The sequence below is a fragment of the Pararhodobacter sp. CCB-MM2 genome (assembly GCF_001691415.1).
GTDB lineage: Bacteria > Pseudomonadota > Alphaproteobacteria > Rhodobacterales > Rhodobacteraceae > Pararhodobacter.
Genome location: NZ_LRRR01000018.1, coordinates 19595 through 36918, shown reverse-complemented (window position 1 = coordinate 36918; position 17324 = coordinate 19595). Strand labels below are relative to the sequence as shown.

At 66.5% G+C, this 17324-nt stretch carries 17 protein-coding genes and 1 other RNA gene; 12 read left to right on the top strand and 6 right to left on the bottom strand.

The genetic code is table 11. The annotated features are described in order from the left end of the window. Positions 1-27 precede the first annotated feature (27 nt). A complete protein-coding gene (locus tag BCY78_RS16150; protein WP_068303993.1) occupies positions 28-918 on the bottom strand; it encodes a LysR substrate-binding domain-containing protein in 891 nt (296 codons plus the stop codon). Between the two features lie 107 nt (positions 919-1025). Here BCY78_RS16150 and BCY78_RS16145 point away from each other — a divergent pair, with 107 nt between their 5' ends. Beyond that, positions 1026-3062, top strand: a complete 2037-nt coding sequence (locus tag BCY78_RS16145) for an NADH:flavin oxidoreductase (RefSeq protein ID WP_068303990.1) — start codon at positions 1026-1028, stop codon at positions 3060-3062. Between the two features lie 346 nt (positions 3063-3408). Here BCY78_RS16145 and BCY78_RS16140 read toward each other — a convergent pair whose 3' ends face one another. Continuing rightward, positions 3409-4116: an ImuA family protein gene (locus BCY78_RS16140; RefSeq protein WP_139103199.1), complete on the bottom strand. Its 708-nt coding sequence runs from the start codon at positions 4114-4116 to the stop codon at positions 3409-3411. 87 nt (positions 4117-4203) lie between these two features. Here BCY78_RS16140 and BCY78_RS16135 point away from each other — a divergent pair, with 87 nt between their 5' ends. The 5 genes from BCY78_RS16135 (at position 4204) to rpmG (ending at position 8063) form a co-directional block, all read left to right on the top strand. Further along, the gene (locus BCY78_RS16135; protein ID WP_068303989.1) at positions 4204-5247 is read left to right on the top strand and encodes an aldo/keto reductase; all 1044 of its coding nucleotides are present in this window, start codon (positions 4204-4206) and stop codon (positions 5245-5247) included. A gap of 2 nt (positions 5248-5249) precedes the next feature. Further along, positions 5250-5678: a hypothetical protein gene (locus BCY78_RS16130; protein ID WP_068303987.1), complete on the top strand. Its 429-nt coding sequence runs from the start codon at positions 5250-5252 to the stop codon at positions 5676-5678. A 51-nt stretch (positions 5679-5729) separates the two neighbouring features. Next, an RNA gene (rnpB, locus tag BCY78_RS16125) (RNase P RNA component class A) lies at positions 5730-6140 on the top strand. A 118-nt stretch (positions 6141-6258) separates the two neighbouring features. Beyond that, a complete protein-coding gene (locus tag BCY78_RS16120) occupies positions 6259-7788 on the top strand; it encodes an undecaprenyl-phosphate glucose phosphotransferase (RefSeq protein ID WP_068303985.1) in 1530 nt (509 codons plus the stop codon). A gap of 107 nt (positions 7789-7895) precedes the next feature. Next, complete coding sequence (gene rpmG / locus BCY78_RS16115) at positions 7896-8063, top strand: 50S ribosomal protein L33 (RefSeq protein ID WP_068303983.1); 168 nt, start codon at positions 7896-7898, stop codon at positions 8061-8063. A gap of 326 nt (positions 8064-8389) precedes the next feature. Here rpmG and BCY78_RS16110 read toward each other — a convergent pair whose 3' ends face one another. Together BCY78_RS16110 and BCY78_RS16105 are read right to left on the bottom strand one after the other, a co-directional pair. Next, on the bottom strand, positions 8390-9193 hold the full coding sequence (locus BCY78_RS16110; RefSeq protein ID WP_068303981.1) for a Bax inhibitor-1/YccA family protein: 804 nt from the start codon (positions 9191-9193) through the stop codon (positions 8390-8392). Between the two features lie 205 nt (positions 9194-9398). Next, positions 9399-9629, bottom strand: coding sequence for a hypothetical protein (locus tag BCY78_RS16105; protein WP_068303980.1), 231 nt, complete (start codon positions 9627-9629; stop codon positions 9399-9401). Positions 9630-9752: 123 nt separating this feature from the next. Here BCY78_RS16105 and BCY78_RS16100 point away from each other — a divergent pair, with 123 nt between their 5' ends. Further along, entirely contained in the window at positions 9753-10637 is an 885-nt protein-coding gene (locus BCY78_RS16100; protein WP_068304064.1) for a LysR family transcriptional regulator, read from the top strand. 2 nt (positions 10638-10639) lie between these two features. Here BCY78_RS16100 and BCY78_RS16095 read toward each other — a convergent pair whose 3' ends face one another. Further along, a complete protein-coding gene (locus BCY78_RS16095) occupies positions 10640-11602 on the bottom strand; it encodes an NADPH:quinone oxidoreductase family protein (protein WP_068303979.1) in 963 nt (320 codons plus the stop codon). A gap of 459 nt (positions 11603-12061) precedes the next feature. On the opposite strand from BCY78_RS16095, the gene BCY78_RS16090 reads away from it, so the two are divergent. From BCY78_RS16090 to BCY78_RS16070, 5 genes are all read left to right on the top strand, one after another. Beyond that, the gene (locus BCY78_RS16090; RefSeq protein ID WP_068303978.1) at positions 12062-12424 is read left to right on the top strand and encodes a helix-turn-helix domain-containing protein; all 363 of its coding nucleotides are present in this window, start codon (positions 12062-12064) and stop codon (positions 12422-12424) included. A 97-nt stretch (positions 12425-12521) separates the two neighbouring features. Beyond that, positions 12522-13334 carry a histidinol-phosphatase gene (hisN, locus tag BCY78_RS16085; protein ID WP_068303976.1) on the top strand — a complete coding sequence of 271 codons (813 nt, stop codon included), beginning with the start codon at positions 12522-12524 and terminating at the stop codon, positions 13332-13334. A 228-nt stretch (positions 13335-13562) separates the two neighbouring features. Further along, positions 13563-14912, top strand: coding sequence for a magnesium transporter (mgtE, locus tag BCY78_RS16080; protein ID WP_068304059.1), 1350 nt, complete (start codon positions 13563-13565; stop codon positions 14910-14912). Positions 14913-14917: 5 nt separating this feature from the next. Further along, the gene (locus BCY78_RS16075; RefSeq protein ID WP_068304062.1) at positions 14918-15466 is read left to right on the top strand and encodes a 5-formyltetrahydrofolate cyclo-ligase; all 549 of its coding nucleotides are present in this window, start codon (positions 14918-14920) and stop codon (positions 15464-15466) included. 39 nt (positions 15467-15505) lie between these two features. After that, a complete protein-coding gene (locus tag BCY78_RS16070; protein ID WP_068303973.1) occupies positions 15506-16363 on the top strand; it encodes a helix-turn-helix domain-containing protein in 858 nt (285 codons plus the stop codon). Between the two features lie 108 nt (positions 16364-16471). Here BCY78_RS16070 and BCY78_RS16065 read toward each other — a convergent pair whose 3' ends face one another. Further along, a complete protein-coding gene (locus BCY78_RS16065; RefSeq protein ID WP_068303971.1) occupies positions 16472-17317 on the bottom strand; it encodes a class III extradiol dioxygenase family protein in 846 nt (281 codons plus the stop codon). Positions 17318-17324 lie beyond the last annotated feature (7 nt).

Genomic DNA, 17324 nt, shown 5'->3' with positions numbered 1-17324 from the left:
AATGCGGCGGGTTTGAATGACCTGTGCTTATGCCTGAGCAGCCCCGAAGGCAGCCACCAGCCAGTCCGTGAAGACCTGCGCCGCCTTGCCGGGCCGCCGCGTGGTCGGCACCAGCAGCATGTTGGATTCCTCAGGCACAACTTCGGTCTCGCCCAGACGCACCAGCCGCCCGTCGGCCAGATGCCCACCGACCAGGGCCTGCCAGCCCAAGGCCACCCCCTCGCCGCCGATCGCCGCATAGATCGCGTCGGAATATTGCGTGAAGCGCAGGGCGCTCGGCCGTGTCATCGCCCCCTGCCCTGCCAGCTGCGACCAGCGCCGCCAGCCCATCCAACTCGGTTCGACCCATTCGCAGGCGATCAGCGGCAGGCTGTCCCAAGGCCGATCCGCCAGCGCGGGCGCCGCGACCGGGAACACCCGTTCCGGCAATTCGGCCAGACAACGCCCACCATCGACCGGCGGTTTTCCGTAATGGATCAAGACATCCACAGTATCGCGCCGCAGATCGAAGCCGCTGTCCTGCGACACCAGCCGCAGCTGCACCTCGGGATGCGCGGCGCGGAAGGCGGGCAGCCGGGGCAGCAGCCAGAAATGCGTGAAGGCCAGCGTCGCCGCCACCGTCACCGTCTTGCCGGCAACCGGGCGGCGGATGGTATCCAGGGCCTCGGAGACCTGATCGAAGGCCCCGGTCAGCGCGCGTGACAGGGTCAGGCCGGCCGGCGTCAGCTCGACCTTGCGATGGCCGCGCACGAACAAGGTCATGTTCAGCTCGGCCTCCAAGAGCTTGATCTGGCGCGAGACCGCGGCCTGCGTCACCCCCAGCTCCTCGGCCGCGCGGGTGAAGCCCATCAGACGCGCCGCCGCCTCGAAAGTGGCCAAGGCGCCCAAAGACGACACTTCCCGTCTGAATCCCGCCATTTACCCCGTCTCGCATAAGCCCTGATCATGGCAGCATGACGCGGAATTCGGCTTGTGGAAAGCCCCCCACGCGGGCCAGTCTGGGCGGGCCACAGACAGGAATTCTCATGTCAACCGACCCGCTGCTGCAGCCCTATCAACTGAAGCACCTGACGCTCAGGAACCGCATCTTCGTCTCCTCGCACGAGCCCGCCTATGCCGAGGACGGCATGCCCAAGGGCCGCTACCGCGCCTATCACGCCGCGCGCGCCAAGGGCGGCGTGGCGCTGACGATGACCGCGGGCTCGGCCAGCGTGTCGCGCGACAGCCCGCCGGTGTTCAACAACATCCTCGCCTGGAAGGACGAGGTCGTGCCCTATGTGCGCGACCTGACCGATGCCGTGCACGAGCATGGCGCGGCGGTGATGATCCAGATCTCGCATCTCGGCCGGCGCACGCGCTGGGACAAGGGCGATTGGCTGCCGGTCCTTTCGCCCAGCCATGAACGCGAGCCCGCCCACCGCGCCTTCACCAAGAAGATGGAGGAATGGGACATCGAGCGCGTGATCCAGGATTACGCTGATGCCTGCGAGCGGATGAAGGCCGGCGGCATGGATGGCGTCGAGTTCGAATGCTACGGCCATCTGATGGACCAGTTCCTCTCGCCGCTGACGAACAAGCTGGACGCGCCCTTCGGCGGCGATCTGGAGCAGCGGATGAGCGTGCCGCTGGCGCTGCTCAAGGCCTGCCGCGAGCGGGTCGGCGAGGATTTCCTGCTGGGCGTGCGCTATGTCGCGGACGAGCGTCTGCCGGGCGGCGTCGACAGCTCGGAGGGGATCGAGATCGGCCGGCGTTTCAAGCAATCGGGCCATGTCGACTTCCTCAACATCATCCGCGGTCATATCGACACGGATCCGGGCCTGACGGATGTGATCCCGATCCAGGGCATGCCCGCCTCGCCGCATCTGGATTTCGCGGGCGAAGTTCGGCAAGCCGTTGATTTCCCGATCTTCCACGCCGCCCGCGTGCCCGATGTGGCGACCGCGCGTCATGCCATCGACAGCGGCAAGGTCGATATGATCGGCATGACCCGCGCCCATCTGACCGAGCCCAACCTCGTGCGCCGCATCCGCGAGAAGCAGGAGGACCGGATCCGTCCCTGTGTCGGCGCGAATTATTGCCTCGACCGGATCTACCAGGGCGGCATGGCTCTGTGCATCCACAACGCCGCCTCGGGCCGTGAGGAGATGCTGCCGCAGGAGGTCGAGCCCGCCGCAGAGGCCAAGCGCGTGGTGATCATCGGCGCCGGCCCGGCCGGGCTGGAGGCCGCGCGCGTTGCCGGCCAGCGGGGCCACCGCGTCACCGTCTTCGAGGCCGCCGATCGGGCGGGCGGGCAGGTGCGGCTGACCGCGCAGAGCCCGCGCAAGAAGGAGATGATCGGCATCATCGACTGGCGCATGGTGGAATGCGAGGCCGCGGGCGTCGAATTCCGCTTCAACACCTTCGCCGAAGCCGAGGACGTGCTGGCCCTCTCGCCCGATATCGTCATCGTGGCGACGGGCGGGTTGCCGAACACCGAGATCCTGTCCGCGGGCAACGATCTGGTCGTCTCGACCTGGGACATCCTCTCGGGCGATGTGAAGCCCGGCCGCAATGTGTTGCTATTCGACGATGCAGGCGACCATGCGGGGATGCAGGCGGCTGAAATGATTGCCGAAACCGGCGCCGCGCTGGAGGTGATGACCCCCGACCGCAGCTTCGCGCCCGAGGTCATGGCGATGAACCTCGTCCCCTATATGCGCGCGCTGCAGCCGAAGGGCGTGACCTTCACCGTGACCTGGCGCCTGACGGGTGTCGAGCGGCAGGGCAACCAGCTGAAGGCCGTGGTCGGCAGCGATTACGGCGCGATGGCGCAGGAGCGGGTGGTCGATCAGGTGGTGGTGAACCACGGGACGCTGCCCTTGGACGACCTCTATTTCGCGCTGAAGCCGCTGTCGGTGAACCTAGGCGCGTTGGACCATGAGGAGCTGGTGGCGCAGGCACCGCAGACGGTCGTGCGTAACCCCGAGGGGCAGTTCCGGCTCTGGCGCATCGGCGATGCTGTCGCGTCGCGCAACACCCATGCCGCGATCCTCGACGCTCTGCGACTGATGGCGGTGCATTGAGCCTCGATGGAAACAGGGGGAAGCCGGTTCGTCCGGCTTCCTTCGTTTTGGTTGGGGGCCACGCTATCGGCTGACGGCAGACCACCGCAGCCGAGCGCCTTTGCCCAGCCGACCAGTCGGGCGGGCTGTTCGCCACGAGGCCATCCTCCCTCCGCGGCGCGCTCGGGGGCTTGGGGGCTTGGGGCCACCAACACCTGCCCTCTCGCGGGCCAAGGTGGCAAGCATGGCCACGAGCCGCGTCGGCAGCCTAGCCAGCGCCCCTCGCTGACGGAGCCACCGACCGTTAAGCGATCAGGTCGCTGCACCTCACACCCCTGGGCTGAAAGGATGGCCCAGAGCCGCCCCCTCACATCAACAACCGCTTCGGCTGCACCTCGGCGCTCTCCGGTCTGCGCAGCCCCGTCATCACCCAGTCGCGCGGCGGCAGGCTGCGGGCGAGAAGCCGGTCCAGCCGCCAGCGCCGCCCCTCCTCCCCCAGAGCCGGCGGCAGGGGGTGCAGGGCCCAGCGCGTCTCGACCCCCGGCACCCGGCTCTCGGCGCTCTCTGTGTCCAGCACCAGCCCCAGCGGTGCGGGCCGGGACCGCCCGGCCAGCCGATTGCGCGACACGCCTTCCGCCGCCGCCAGATGCAGCCGCCGCACCTGCCGCAGGTCCGGGGCCTCGGCCAGCTCGCCGACCACCAGAGCCGCGCAACCCGCGCGCAGCGCCTCCTCCATGCCCCAGAGCACATCCTCGGCCTTGGGGCAGGCGACCTGCACCAGCGCGCCGGGATCGCCCATCAGCCCCGCCAGCCCCAACGGGTTCAATCCCTCGCTCCGCCAAGCGGGTCGCAGCCAGACCACCGGCCCTTCCGCCACGGCAACGCCCGCCGCCAGCGCCGCCAGCACCCGCCGTGCCGGCCCCGCGACCTCGTGCAACCGGCCCCGCGCCAGCGCCATCTGCGGTAGCACCGCGAGGGGCGGCAGCGCCGCAGGCCCCTCCGCCCCCGAGAGGCCCTTGAGGCTTTCGACCAGCGTGGCCAGCCGGTCGGGAGGGGAATCGGGGATCATACTCATCCACAAAACCTAACATGTTCTTACTTTGTCCTCAATCTTGCCTTTCAGCCCCAAGGCGCTATCGTCCCCGCGATAACAGGAGCCGCGATGAAAACCCTTCCCCTCGGCCAGAACGGCCCCCTCGTCCCCGAATTCTGCCTTGGCACCATGACCTGGGGCCGCCAGACCGACGAGGTCGATGCCCATCGCCAGATCGACCTGGCGCTGGACCACGGCATCAACTTCCTCGACACCGCCGAGATGTACCCGACCAACCCGGTGATGGCCGAAACCCGCGGCGGGACCGAGGCGATCATCGGCAATTGGATCGCCAAGACCGGCGGGCGGGACCGGCTGATCCTCGCCCCCAAGGTCTCGGGCGTGGGCAGCCACGTGATGGAGGGGGGCACGCCGCCGATCGACGGACCCCGCCTGCGCTCGGCAGTGGAGGAATCGCTCCAGCGTCTGCAGACCGAGCATATCGACCTGTTCCAGCTGCATTGGCCGAACCGCGGCTCGTATCAGTTCCGCCGCAACTGGACCTACAAACCACCGCATGACGCCGCCCATTTCCGCGCCCATGTGCATGAGATCCTGACCGAGGCCGCCGCGCTGATCGCCGAGGGCAAGATCGGCCATATCGCGCTGTCGAACGAATCCGCCTGGGGCCTGGCGCAATGGATCCGCGCGTCGGAGGAAGCGGGCCTGCCGCGCATCGCTTCGATCCAGAACGAATATTCGCTGCTCGCCCGCCTGCCCGATACGGACCTCGCCGAGGCCTGCGCGATGGAGGATGTGCCGGTCCTCGCCTTCTCGCCCCTCGCGGCGGGGCTGCTGACGGGCAAATACGCGGGCGACGTGACGCCCGACGATTCCCGCCGCGCCGCGACGCCGGATCTGGGCGGGCGGATCACGCCGCGGGTCTTCGAGGCGGTCTCGGCCTATCTGGGGCTGGCGCGCGATCATGGCGTCGACCCGGTGGTGATGGCGCTGGCGTGGCACCGCACGCGGCCCTTCACCTCGCTGCCGATCATCGGCGCGACCACCACGGCCCAGCTGGAAAGCCAGCTGCCGGCCCTGCATACCGAGCTGACGCAAGAGCTGATCGACGGCATCGACGCGGTGCATCGCGCCCATCCGATGCCGTATTGACCATGCGCAGGCTCCTTGTCCTGATCCTGATGACGGTGACGCTGACGGCCTGCCAGATGGCAGCGCCGTCGGCGCCGCCCGCCGCGGAACCGGCCGTGACAGAGCCTGAGACTGCGACAGAGGCCACAGCCCCCGAAACGCAGCCCGCGCCCCCTGCCCTGCCCGACGTGCCGCCCCCGCCGGAGCCACCCGCACTGGCCCTGCAGCGCACGGCCTGTCAGGACAGCGGCGGCCAGCTGATGACCCGGGCCCGCGGGATCTATGCCTGCGTTCACCCGACCCGTGACGCCGGGCGCAGCTGCACGGCGGCGAGCGATTGTCAGGGGCTGTGCCTTGCGCGCTCTGGCACCTGTGCGCCGTTCCGACCCGTCTTTGGCTGTCAGGAGGTCTTCACCGCCCGCAACCACCGCGAGACGCTCTGCATCGACTGAGGCCATCCCCCCGTTGACGCAAGGCAGGCCGCGGCGTAGGAGAGCCCTCGCGCGGATGGCCGGACGGCCGCGGGCCCTTGGGTCCGAGGAAAGTCCGGACTCCATGAGATAACGGTGCCGGGTAACGCCCGGCCGGGGCAACCCGAGGGAAAGCGCCACAGAGAACAGACCGCCGCACTGCCCGCTACCGCAAGGGAAACGGGCCGCGGCAAGGGTGAAACGGTGGGGTAAGAGCCCACCGCGGGACGGGCAACCGGACCGGCATGGCAAGCCCCACCGGGAGCAATGCCGAATAGGGACCTCGCGCGGGCATGATCGGCCTCAAGCCGATATCGCCGCAGGGACATCTCAGCCCAGAGGTCCGGGTTGGCAGCTCGACCCCGCCGGCAACGGACGGGGCAGATGAATGGTCGTCGCCGGGGCAACCCGGAACAGAATCCGGCTTACAGGCCATCCGCGCATTTCCCACTTCGATGACCTCCGAACGGCCACATTTGTGCCCGAAGCGGTCCCTAACCTCGGCCCTGAAGCCCTCACGATTCGGGGGCCGTATCCGTATTTTCAGACCGAGTATCCGTTGATGACCGAGACTGCCGCGCGCAAACGCCTGTTCACCGAGACCCATCGCCGCCGCCCCTGGACCGGGGCGCCGCGACCGCGACTGCTGGGCGGACAGGCGCTGGCCGCAGCGCAGCGGTTGAGCCAATCCTCGATGAAGCCGCGGGTGCTGGGCTATATCCAGTTCTTCACCGACCTGTTGACGGTCGGGCTGGCGGGCCTGATCACCCATACACTGGTGCAGGACGCACTGCTGGAGACCATCATCGGCACCGGCGCCATCTGGCTAGGCGCGCTGGCAGTGGTCGTCGCGGCGCGGCTGGCGGGCGCCTATGGCTTCCGCTGCATGCGCAACCTCGGTCGGGCCTCCGTGGTGGGCATGGCGGCGCTTGTCGGCGGTCTGGGGCTGCTGGCGGCGGCACTGGCCTGGGCCGGGGCCGATACCGTGACGCTGCGGGGCTGGATGCCCGTCTGGTTCGCGGCGGCCGGCGTGCTGATGCTGGGCAGCCGCGTGTTGATGCAGGTGCGGATCTCGCAGCTGGTGCAGACCGGCCGTCTGGAGCATCGTATTGTGCTGGTCGGCGGCGGCGAGGATATCGCCCCCCTGATCCGCGAGATCGACCGCGAGCGGGGCCGCGGCCGCCGTCTGTGCGGCTTTTTCGATGAGCGGCTGGGGCAGCGCTCGCCCTCGGTCGTGGGGGGGCATCACAAGACCGGCGATGTCGACGACCTCGTCGAATTCGCCCGCCTCGCCAAGATCGACACGGTGATCATCGCCATTCCCGGCGCCTCGCAGGAACGCATCCGCGAGCTGCTCACCCGCCTCTTCGTGCTGCCCGTCGACATCCGGGTGATGGAGGGGGCCGAGATCCCCAATTCCGCGCGTCGTAAACGTTCGAAGATCGGGCCGTTCAAGCTGATCGAGATCTACAAGCGCCCGATCGAAGGCTTCTCGGCCGTGCAGAAGCGCCTGTTCGACATCGTCTTCGGCACCATCGCATTGGTGATGTTCACGCCCTTCATGCTGGCGACGGCGGTGGCGATCAAACTCGATTCGCCCGGGCCGGTGCTGTTCCGGCAGAAGCGCCACGGCTACAACAACAAGCCGATCGAGGTGCTGAAATTCCGCTCGATGTACACCGATCTGTGTGACCCAACAGCGGTGAATGCCGTGCGCCGCGGGGACAACCGTGTGACCAAGGTCGGCCGGTTCATCCGCCGGGCCTCGATCGACGAGCTGCCGCAGTTCATCAACGTCATCAAGGGCGACCTGTCGCTGGTGGGCCCCCGCCCGCATGCGACCTCCGCCCGCACCGGCGACATGCTGTATGACCAGATCGAGCGCGCCTATTCGGCCCGCCACAAGGTCAAGCCGGGCGTCACCGGCTGGGCGCAGATCAAGGGCTGGCGCGGCGAGATGAACTCGGAGGAGAAGATCCGCCAGCGTCTGGAGCATGACCTCTATTACATCGAACACTGGTCGCTGTGGTTCGATCTGAAGATCGTGCTGATGACGCCGGTGAGCCTCGTCACCACGAAAAACGCCTATTGACCGAAATGTCCCGAAAGGGGCGTTGACTCTGGCCCGGCAATGCGTAAAAGGCGGGCTTCAAAGGAATTCACCGGCAGCCTGTGGCAGCCGTGCGCAGGAGATACCCCATGGCGAAGCCGACGACGATCAAGATCCGTCTGAACTCGACGGCGGGCACTGGCCACTTCTACGTGACCAAGAAAAATGCCCGGACGATGACCGAGAAAATGACCATCCGGAAGTTCGATCCGGTTGTGCGTCAGCACGTGGAATACAAGGAAGGCAAGATCAAGTAAGATCTGCCGTCCATTCCGGACTTGAGCCACCCTTCGGGGTGGCTCTTTTCGTTTCAGGCTGGCGCTGTGGGCTTTCAGTGGCTGGCGTCGGGAAAAACACGCAGCCGGGTGAGGGGTTTCGCCCTCGTCCGACATGCCTCCGGCACGCAGGCCTCACGCGACCAGGGGCGCCTCGCTTCGCTCGGCGCAGGGGGCTCTGCCCCCTCGGCTTCGCCTCACCCCCGGGATATTTTCGGAACGAAGAGGAACTGGCGAAAGGCCTGGAGAACGGCATGAAAAAAGGCCGGTCGCGAGACCGGCCTTTCGACGTGGAATGTGGCTGCCACTTATTCGCGGTTGCCGAGGAACATCAGCAGGAACTGGAACATGTTCAGGAAGTCCAGATACAGGTTCAGCGCGCCGGCGATCGCCGACTTCTCCAGCCACTCCTGATCGCCTTGGGCGGCGTGGGCGATGTAGTTCGCCTTGATCGTCTGCGTGTCATAGGCGGTCAGGCCCGCGAACAGCAGCACACCGATCGCCGAGATCGCGAAGGTCATCGCAGCCGAGGCGATGAAGATGTTCAGCACCATTGCGACCAGCAGGCCGATCACCCCCATCACGAGGAAGGTGCCCATGCCCGACAGGTTCCGCTTCGTGGTGTAGCCGAACAGGCTGAGACCGGCGAAGGCGATCGCGGTCACGAGGAACGTCTGAACGATCGAGATATCGGTGTAGATCAGGAAAATCGAGCTGAGCGACAGGCCGATCATCGCCGAGAAGACGAAGAACGCAACCTGCAGCGCCGCAGCCGACGCGTTGCGCATCATCGCGCCGAAGCCGAAGAAGATGAAGGCGAGCGGCGCAAACATCACCACATAGCGCAGCGGTGTCGTGTACAGAAGCGCGCCCAGCGAGGTGAGGTATTCGCCCTGGCTGACGGCCAGAACCTGACCCTCGGCGTTGGTGGCGGCGGCCGACATATCGCCGGTCACGGCAAGGCCAGCGATGGCCCAGGCGCCCAGCGCGGTGATCAGCATGCCCACGGACATCGTGCCGTAGACCTTGTTCATATGGGCGCGCAGGCCCGCATCGATCCGGGCGCCGAGCGCGCCGGTGTCGGAGCTGTACGCCGACTGGTAATTGGCCATGAAACCCTCCGTTGGAAAACCATCGCCGCGCGGATTGAAGAGGGCCCGCGCGATTGCCTCCAATATCGGGGTCGCCCCCCCGTGATTCAAGCCTTGGAATGATGCATTTCGCGTGAACCATTGCGACATATCGCGCGAAATCCGGGCGCCTTTCGGCAGCCCGGATCCGGTCGAGTCGTCAGGGTTGCGGCTTTTGACGCAGCAATCAGCGCCAGTAGGACGGTGCGTCCCAGAACGGGCGGGCTGCCTCACGCTGGGCGGCCTGCGCATCAAGGCCCAGATCGAACAGTCGATGCGTGTCGAGCGCGGCCAGATCGCGGCGCTGTCGCGCGATTGCCCGCAGTTCGGCCACGCGCTTCAGCAGCTGGCCGAAACCCGAAACACGCACCGGCTGGCACAGAGCGGGTTGCTGGAGGGAAACGGTGGAGCTGGTCATCGGACTATCCTTGTCAAAGAGGTGATCAATCCCGCGTCACTCATCACGGGCATTGATCTTCTACGTCGACACGGCGTATAAGAACATCGAATGTTTTTGATGGTCTCGTTCAAGGATCGTGATATGCGCCGCAACCTCGACCTGTCCGCCCTCCGCGCCCTCGCCGCCATTGCCGACTTCGGTGGGGTGACCCGCGCGGCGCAGCTGCTCAACCTGACGCAATCGGCCGTCTCGATGCAGATCAAGCGTCTGGAGGAATCGCTGGGCCTGACCTTGCTGGACCGCAGCGGTCGCGGGGTGAGCCTGACTTCGGCCGGGGAACAGCTGCTGGGCTATGCCCGCCGGATCATCGCCCTCAACGATGAAGCCGTCGAGAAGCTGACCGACAGCGAGTACGAGGGCGAGATCACAGTCATCGTGCCGCATGACATCGTTTACCCGCATGTGCCGCAGGTGCTGCGCCACTTCCATTCGATGTATCCGCGCATGCAGGTGACGTTGCTGACCCAGAACACCAGCCGCGCCAAGGAAAGCTTTGCGCGCGGGGAATGCGACCTGATCCTGACGACCGAGATGCAATGCGAGGTAGGTGGCAAAACCCTGACCCGCCTGCCCCTGCTGTGGATCGGCGCGCCGAACGGCCAGGCCTGGCGCCAGCGCCCGCTGCGGCTGGCACAAGGCCGCGCCTGTGCCTTCCGGGCGGGCATCGTCGCCTCGCTGGATCGGGCGGGCATTCCGTGGGAGACGGCGGTGGAATCGGAATCGGACCGCACGCTGGAGGCCGCTGTCAGCTGCGATATGGCGATCCACGCACTGCTCGCCGGGACCGAGGCGCCGCATGCCGAGCGAATCGCCCATGGCGGCGCCCTGCCCGAGCTGTCGAGCTACCTGATCAACCTTTATGTCCGGCCGGGCAATGCGACGCCGGGGGTCACCGCCCTGGCCGAGCTGTTGGAAAAGGCCTGGGACGGCGACAACCGCGCCGCCATCCCGATGGCCGCCGAATAGGCTTAGCCCATCGTGATGACGACCTTGCCGGTCGAGGCCCGCGAGCGCATCAGCTCCATCGCCTCGGCCGTGCGCTCCAAGGGCAGCGCGTGGCTGACATGCGGCTTCAGCGCGCCCTCGGCATAGAGGCCCATCAGCTCGCCCAAGGATTGCGTGATGACCTGCGGCGCGAAGGTGGAATACCCGCCCCAGTAGAAGCCCAGCACGTCGATGTTCTTCACCAGCAGGATGTTGGCGGGGAATTGCGGCACCTGCCCACCGGCGAAGCCGATGACGACGAAGCGTCCCTCGGGCCGCAGAGCGCGCAGCGCGGCCGAGGCCGCCGGATCGCCCACGGCGTCATAGATCACGTCAACGCCGCCCAGCGCCTTGAACTCGGCCTTCAGGTCGGCCCCTTCGCTGTCGATCAGCACCGAGGCCCCGGCCGCCGCCGCGACCTTCAACTTCTCGGCCCCGCGGGCGACGGCGACCACCTTGGCCCCCATCTTGGCGCCGATCTCGACCGCTGTCAGGCCGACACCGCCCGCCGCGCCCAGAACCAGCAGGGTTTCCCCCGCTTTCAGCCGTGCGCGATGCTTCAGGCCGACATGCGAGGTGCCATAGGCCACCATGAACCCTGCCGCATGTTCGAACGGCATGCCATCGGGCAAGGGCAGGCAACGCTCGACCGGGAAGCAGCCATATTCCGCCAATCCGCCCTTACCCGCGAAGGCCGCGACCCGCTGCCCCGGCTTCAGCTGCGTGACGCCCTCGCCCACGGCATCGACGACGCCGGCCAGCTCCATCCCCATGACGAAGGGTGCCTGCGGCGTGTCCTGATAGGTGCCCTTGGCCATCAAGAGATCGGCGAAATTCAACCCGCAGGCGTGGATGCGCAGTCGAACCTCGCCGGCCGCGGGCTCGGGCATGGGGATGTCGACGACGGACGGCGGGGTGTCAGTGGCGCTGAGCACGAAGGCGCGCATGGATGTTCCTCCCTTAAGATCCTTGCGCGGCAGCATGGCGAGGGGCACCGGCAAGGACAAGCGCGACGCAGGGTCGGGATCCTTCGCAGCGCAACCTTTGCAAATTGCGAATGCACGTTCTGGTTGATGCCAGTTGCATTGCAAAATGCGAAACACGTCTTGATAGAATTCGTGAGGAGTGCTTACATCCCTCGGGGGATACGCGAGACTCACATTGCTTGCCGTTACGTCAAGTTTTCAAGCCGCGTACAATCAGGGTTGGACCCGTCCCAGTTTGTGTTGTTCCCGCAACGATGGTAGCGGCAACAGCCCCGACAAAACGGTCCGACCGACGAAGGCGGGAAGAAAATGAGAAACACGAACGAAGTTGGCACGGATATTGCTTCTACTCCTTACGAGGGACAAGCGGGTCATGTCGCAACACAGCGATGGGTCCGCACCACGAAAAGGAGTCAGGACGTGAAGCACCCCGTGGACGTACATGTCGGCAAGCGTATTCGCCACCGGCGCTGGATGGTCGGCATGACCCAACAGCAACTCGCTGATTCGGTGGGGATCAAGTTCCAACAGATCCAGAAATACGAAACCGGCATGAACCGCGTCAGCGCTTCGCGTCTTTGGGATATCGCCCGTACGCTCGGCGTGCAGATCGGCTTCTTCTTTGAAGGACTAGGCGGCGAAGAGGACACTCAGGCCTCGATCGAAGCCGATATCCTGGCCAACAAGGAAGCGATGGAACTGGTGCGCGCCTATTACGCGATCCCGGAAGCCCAGCGCAAACGCCTGTTCGATCTGGCCCGCGTCCTGTCCGACGCCGCCTGAGAGCATCACGATCCCTGAAAAAGCGCCGGGCAACAGGCTTGCCCGGCGCTTTTCCTGTCTCTAGACATCCGCGTAACGCAGAAGCCGGAGACCGCCCATGCCTGCCACCGATCGCTCGCTCTCACCCGGAGCCATCGCCGAGCTGTGGCGCAGCGCCCATGCGCTGGCCGATGCCGCCCGCCCGGAAACCCTGAAGCACTTCCGCCTCGCCAGCCTTGAGGCCGAAAACAAGGCCGACGGTGGGTTTGACCCGGTCACCGCCGCCGACCGCGCCAGCGAAGAGGCCATGCGCCGTGTGCTGGCCGAACGCCGCCCGCAGGACGCGATCCTCGGCGAGGAACAAGAGGCCAAACCGGGCACCTCGGGCCTCACCTGGGTGCTGGACCCGATCGACGGCACCCGCGGCTACGTCTCCGGCACCCCGACTTGGGGCGTGCTGATCGGTCTGGAGGACGACCAAGGCGCGCTCTTGGGAGTCATCGATCAGCCCTTCATCGGCGAGCGCTTCTGGGGCGGACTTGGCGAAGCCTTTGTCGAGGGGCCGACCGGCCGTCATCGACTCGCCACCCGGCCCGCACGGCCCCTGGCCGAAGCAACCCTGTTCACCACCTTCCCCGAGGTCGGCACGCCCTATGAACGCGCCGCCTTCCAGCGTGTCGCGGGTTCGGCCCGGCTGACCCGCTACGGAATGGATTGCTACGCCTATGCCCTTCTGGCGGCGGGCCAAATCGATCTGGTGATCGAGGCCGGCCTGCAGCGCTACGACATCCTCGCGCCTCTGGCCGTGGTGGAAGCCGCCGGCGGTATCGTCACCGATTGGCAGGGCGGCCCGGCGCATGGGGGCGGGCAGGTGATCGCCGCCGCCAATCCCCAGATCCATGCCGAGGCGATGGCGCTGCTGAATAGCTGAGCGGCCCGCGAACGGCGACGCAACCGGGACCCGAGGGGTCGGGGAATGCCTTCCCCCCGCGCCTGTTTGCGCATAACAAACACCCGATGGCAGGCGCGCCGCCCCCGAGTCACCGGCGCGCAGGACTTACGGGCGCAGGAGGCAGCGATGACCGAATCCGAACGCGAGAAACCCGCCCTCCCCGATCCGCAGGACAGCCCCGTCACCCCGCCCGAACCGCGCGAGGAGATGAACGAGGAGCTGGACGGCGAGCGCATCGATACCGTCCTCGAGGCCATCGAAGCCGGTGACGCCCAAGCTGTGGCCGAAGCGCTGGAACCCCTGCACGCCGCCGATATCTCGGACCTGCTGGAACAGATCTCCAGCCAGGAGCGGAAGGCGCTGCTGGAACTGTACCCCGAGGGCATCGACGGCGAGGTTCTCTCGGAACTCGACGAAGGTGTCCGCGAAGAGGTCATAGAGGCCCTCCCCCGCGAGGCGCTGGCCGAGGCCGTTCGTGAACTCGACACCGATGACGTCGTCGACATCCTTGAGGATCTCGAAGACCACGATCAGGCCTTCATCCTTGATTCGCTTGAGAAAGACGACCGGGCTGCCGTTGAAAGCTCGATGTCCTGGCCGGAGTATTCGGCCGGTCGTCTCATGCAGTCGGAAACCGTCACCGTCCCGCAGGACTGGACGGTCGGCCAGACCATCGACCACCTGCGGAACGTGGATTGGCTGCCCGATCAGTTCTATCACGTCATCCTCGTCGACGAACGCCACCGCCCGACAGCCCATGCGACCCTCGGCCGGGTGCTGGCCTCCAAACGCGACGTGCCGCTGGCCGAGATCACCGAGGACATCTTCAAGACGGTCGAGGCCGACGAAGAAGAGGCCGAAGTCGCGCATCTGTTCAACAAGTACCACCTGATCTCGACCCCCGTGGTCGACGGCGCGGGGCGGCTGGTCGGCGTGATCACCATCGACGACGCCATGACGGTGCTCGATGACGAGCACGAGGAAGACATGCTGCTGATGGCCGGTGTGGGCGAGGAATCCAGCCTCACCGACGGCATCTGGGAAACCGTGCGCCAACGCTTCCCGTGGCTGGCCGTGAACCTCGTGACCGCCAACCTCGCTGCCGCGGTGATCGGCCTGTTCGAAGGCACGATCGCCGTGTTGGTGGCCTTGGCCGCGCTGATGCCGATCGTCGCCTCGATGGGCGGCAATGCCGGAACCCAGTCGTTGACCGTGGCCGTGCGTGCGCTAGCGACCCGGGACCTGACGGAATCGAACGCCGCCCGCGTGGTCCGACGGGAGCTGTTCGTGGGCCTGATCAACGGCATCGGCTTCGCGCTGGTGATGGGGGCCGTCGCCTGGACGCTCTATGGCGGCAACCCGATGCTGGGCGTCGTCATCGGCGCGGCACTGATCATCAACCTTGTCGTCGCCGCCTTGGCCGGGGTGATGGTGCCCTTGGTGCTGAACCGACTGAAACTGGACCCCGCCCTCGCGTCGGGGACCTTCGTGACAACCGTGACCGACGTCGTGGGCTTCTTCGCCTTCCTCGGCCTTGCAACGCTGGTGCTGCTGTGACCGATATGGATCTGATCAAGGCCGAGACCCGCAAATCCGCCTTCGCCGCCCGCAAAGCCGTGTTCCGCACCGGCCGCGATGCCGCCGCGCAAGACGCCCTGCGCGCCGCTTTGGCCGAGCATGCCGACGCCCCCCTCTCCGGCTACCTGCCGATCCGCACAGAAATCGACCCGGTGCCGGTGATGGCCTCGCATCGCGGCCCGGTCGGCGTACCGGTCATCCCCGGCGCGGCGCAACCGCTGTTGTTCCACCTCTGGTCGCCCGAGGCCGAACTGATCGACGGCCCCTTCGGCGCCAAGGTTCCCGCAGACGGTGTGGCGATGACCCCGCGGGTGCTGATCGTGCCGATGCTGGCCTTTGACGCTCGCGGCTACCGGCTGGGCTATGGCGGCGGCTTCTATGACCGCACCTTGCAGAAGCTGCGCGCAGCAGGCCCGGTCACCGCCCTCGGCTTCGCCTTCGACGCACAGGAGATCCCCGAGGTGCCGATCGACGCCTATGACCAACGTCTCGACGGGGTGGTCACCGAAAGCGGCTTGCGCCTCTTCGCCTGACCCGTTGCCCGGCGCGCGCGCCACTTGTACATTTCGCGCATGATCCAAGGCGCGCGCATTCCCAATTACAACCTGTTCGGCGAGGCCGCCGACCTCCCCGATGTCGTGCATTGCGAGACGATCGAGATCCGCTCGCGTCTGCATGACTGGGAACTTTCGGCCCACCGCCATGCGCGCCTGCATCAACTGCTGCATTTGGCGGAAGGCGACGGCAGCGTCAGCCTTGAGGAACAGCGCCACCCCCTGCCCCCCGGCACCTTGGTCAACGTGCCGATGGGGGTCGTGCATGGCTTTCGGTTTCAACCCGGCACACGGGGGCTGGTTCTGACCTTCGCCGCCGAGATGCTGGACGAAAGCCTCCGTACCGGCGAAGGCCTGCGCGAAGTCCTTGCCCTGCCTCGCGTTCTGCCAGCGCCCTCAGAGATCGGCCAGACAATGGCGGCGATCTTCGACGCCTATTCCGGGCGGGACTTCGCCCGCGCCCAAATCCTCCGCTCGCTCTCCGGGCTGGTGCTCGGCCAGACCGCCCGCGCCATTGCGACCGAAGGCGCTCCGCGCGGCACGGCAGCACAGAGCGACCTCCTCGCCCGGTTCGAAGCCCTGATCGAGATGCATTACCTGCAGCATTGGAGCGTCGCGGACTATGCCAGAAAGCTCGCCGTCAGCGCGCCGCATCTGTCGCGCGTCACGCGCGCGGCGACCGGCCGCCCCGCCTCCGGCCTGATCGAGGAGCGCCTGATCCGCGAGGCGCGCCGCAACCTCGCCTATACGAACTTGCCCGTATCGCGCATCGCCTATGCGCTCGGCTTCGAAGACCCGGCCTATTTCACCCGCGTCTTCACCCGCGCCACCGGCCTCTCCCCTCGCGCCTTTCGCCAGCGCCTGAACGAAGCCTGATCATCTTTGCTCCCCAAATATCCCGGGGGGTGCGGGGGGCAGAGCCCCCCGCCCGGTCGCCCGAGGCGCCCGCGCGTCAGCGCGGGGAACGAGGGCGAAACCCCTCGCTTACGCGCATTCCAGCAGCAGCGTGCCGGCGGCGGTGTTCGAGATCGGGATATGGTAGTTGCGGGTGATCTCGGTCACGTCATCGCCCAGCGCGCCGCGCATCATCATCCACATCAGGAATTCCGTTCCCTGCGCGCCCGCGTTCTTGACCAACTCCTGACGGGTGATCTTGGTCAGCTCTTCGGGGTTGTGGACGATGTTCTCCAGACAATACTGGTCGAACTCCTTGTTGATGAAGCCCGCCCGCTGCCCGTCCAGCTGATGCGACAGCCCGCCGGTGCCCAGCACGACGATCTTCGCATCCTCGGGGAACGACAGCAGCGCCTTCCTCAGCGCCTTACCGAAATTCAGCGCGCGATTCAGCGTCGGGATCGGGTGCTGCACGGTATTGGCCGAGATCGGTACCGCCCGCGGCATGTCGGGGTTGTTCGGTGCGCCCGGCCAGAACAGCTGCATCGGCACGACGAAGCCGTGATCCACCGCCAGTTCCTGACACGAGGTGATGTCGAACTCGTCCGCCACCAGCGACTCGATGATGTGCCACGATAGCTCGGGCGCGCCCGGGAACGGCGGCAGCGAGGGCAGGCCCCAGCCTTCGTCCTCGTTGCGGTATTCATGCGCGGCGCCGATTGCGAAGGTCGGCATCCGGTCGAGGAAGAACCCCAGCCCGTGATCGTTGTAGATGTTGATCACATAATCGGGCTTGTTGTCCTTGATCCACTGATGGACCTTCGGATAGCCGTCGAAGAACGGCTTCCAATAGGGATCGTCTTGCAAGTCCTTCTGGATCGCGTTGCCGACCGCCGGGATATGCGAGGTGGTGATGCCACCGAGAATACGAGCCATGTCCGTG

Coding starts and splice junctions, on each gene's coding strand:
- BCY78_RS16150 (WP_068303993.1), bottom strand. CDS start 918: ATGGCGGGATTCAGACGGGAAGTGTCGTCTTTGGGCGCCTTGGCCACT.
- BCY78_RS16145 (WP_068303990.1), top strand. CDS start 1,026: ATGTCAACCGACCCGCTGCTGCAGCCCTATCAACTGAAGCACCTGACG.
- BCY78_RS16140 (WP_139103199.1), bottom strand. CDS start 4,116: ATGAGTATGATCCCCGATTCCCCTCCCGACCGGCTGGCCACGCTGGTC.
- BCY78_RS16135 (WP_068303989.1), top strand. CDS start 4,204: ATGAAAACCCTTCCCCTCGGCCAGAACGGCCCCCTCGTCCCCGAATTC.
- BCY78_RS16130 (WP_068303987.1), top strand. CDS start 5,250: ATGCGCAGGCTCCTTGTCCTGATCCTGATGACGGTGACGCTGACGGCC.
- BCY78_RS16120 (WP_068303985.1), top strand. CDS start 6,259: ATGACCGAGACTGCCGCGCGCAAACGCCTGTTCACCGAGACCCATCGC.
- rpmG (WP_068303983.1), top strand. CDS start 7,896: ATGGCGAAGCCGACGACGATCAAGATCCGTCTGAACTCGACGGCGGGC.
- BCY78_RS16110 (WP_068303981.1), bottom strand. CDS start 9,193: ATGGCCAATTACCAGTCGGCGTACAGCTCCGACACCGGCGCGCTCGGC.
- BCY78_RS16105 (WP_068303980.1), bottom strand. CDS start 9,629: ATGACCAGCTCCACCGTTTCCCTCCAGCAACCCGCTCTGTGCCAGCCG.
- BCY78_RS16100 (WP_068304064.1), top strand. CDS start 9,753: ATGCGCCGCAACCTCGACCTGTCCGCCCTCCGCGCCCTCGCCGCCATT.
- BCY78_RS16095 (WP_068303979.1), bottom strand. CDS start 11,602: ATGCGCGCCTTCGTGCTCAGCGCCACTGACACCCCGCCGTCCGTCGTC.
- hisN (WP_068303976.1), top strand. CDS start 12,522: ATGCCTGCCACCGATCGCTCGCTCTCACCCGGAGCCATCGCCGAGCTG.
- mgtE (WP_068304059.1), top strand. CDS start 13,563: ATGAACGAGGAGCTGGACGGCGAGCGCATCGATACCGTCCTCGAGGCC.
- BCY78_RS16075 (WP_068304062.1), top strand. CDS start 14,918: ATGGATCTGATCAAGGCCGAGACCCGCAAATCCGCCTTCGCCGCCCGC.
- BCY78_RS16070 (WP_068303973.1), top strand. CDS start 15,506: ATGATCCAAGGCGCGCGCATTCCCAATTACAACCTGTTCGGCGAGGCC.
- BCY78_RS16065 (WP_068303971.1), bottom strand. CDS start 17,317: ATGGCTCGTATTCTCGGTGGCATCACCACCTCGCATATCCCGGCGGTC.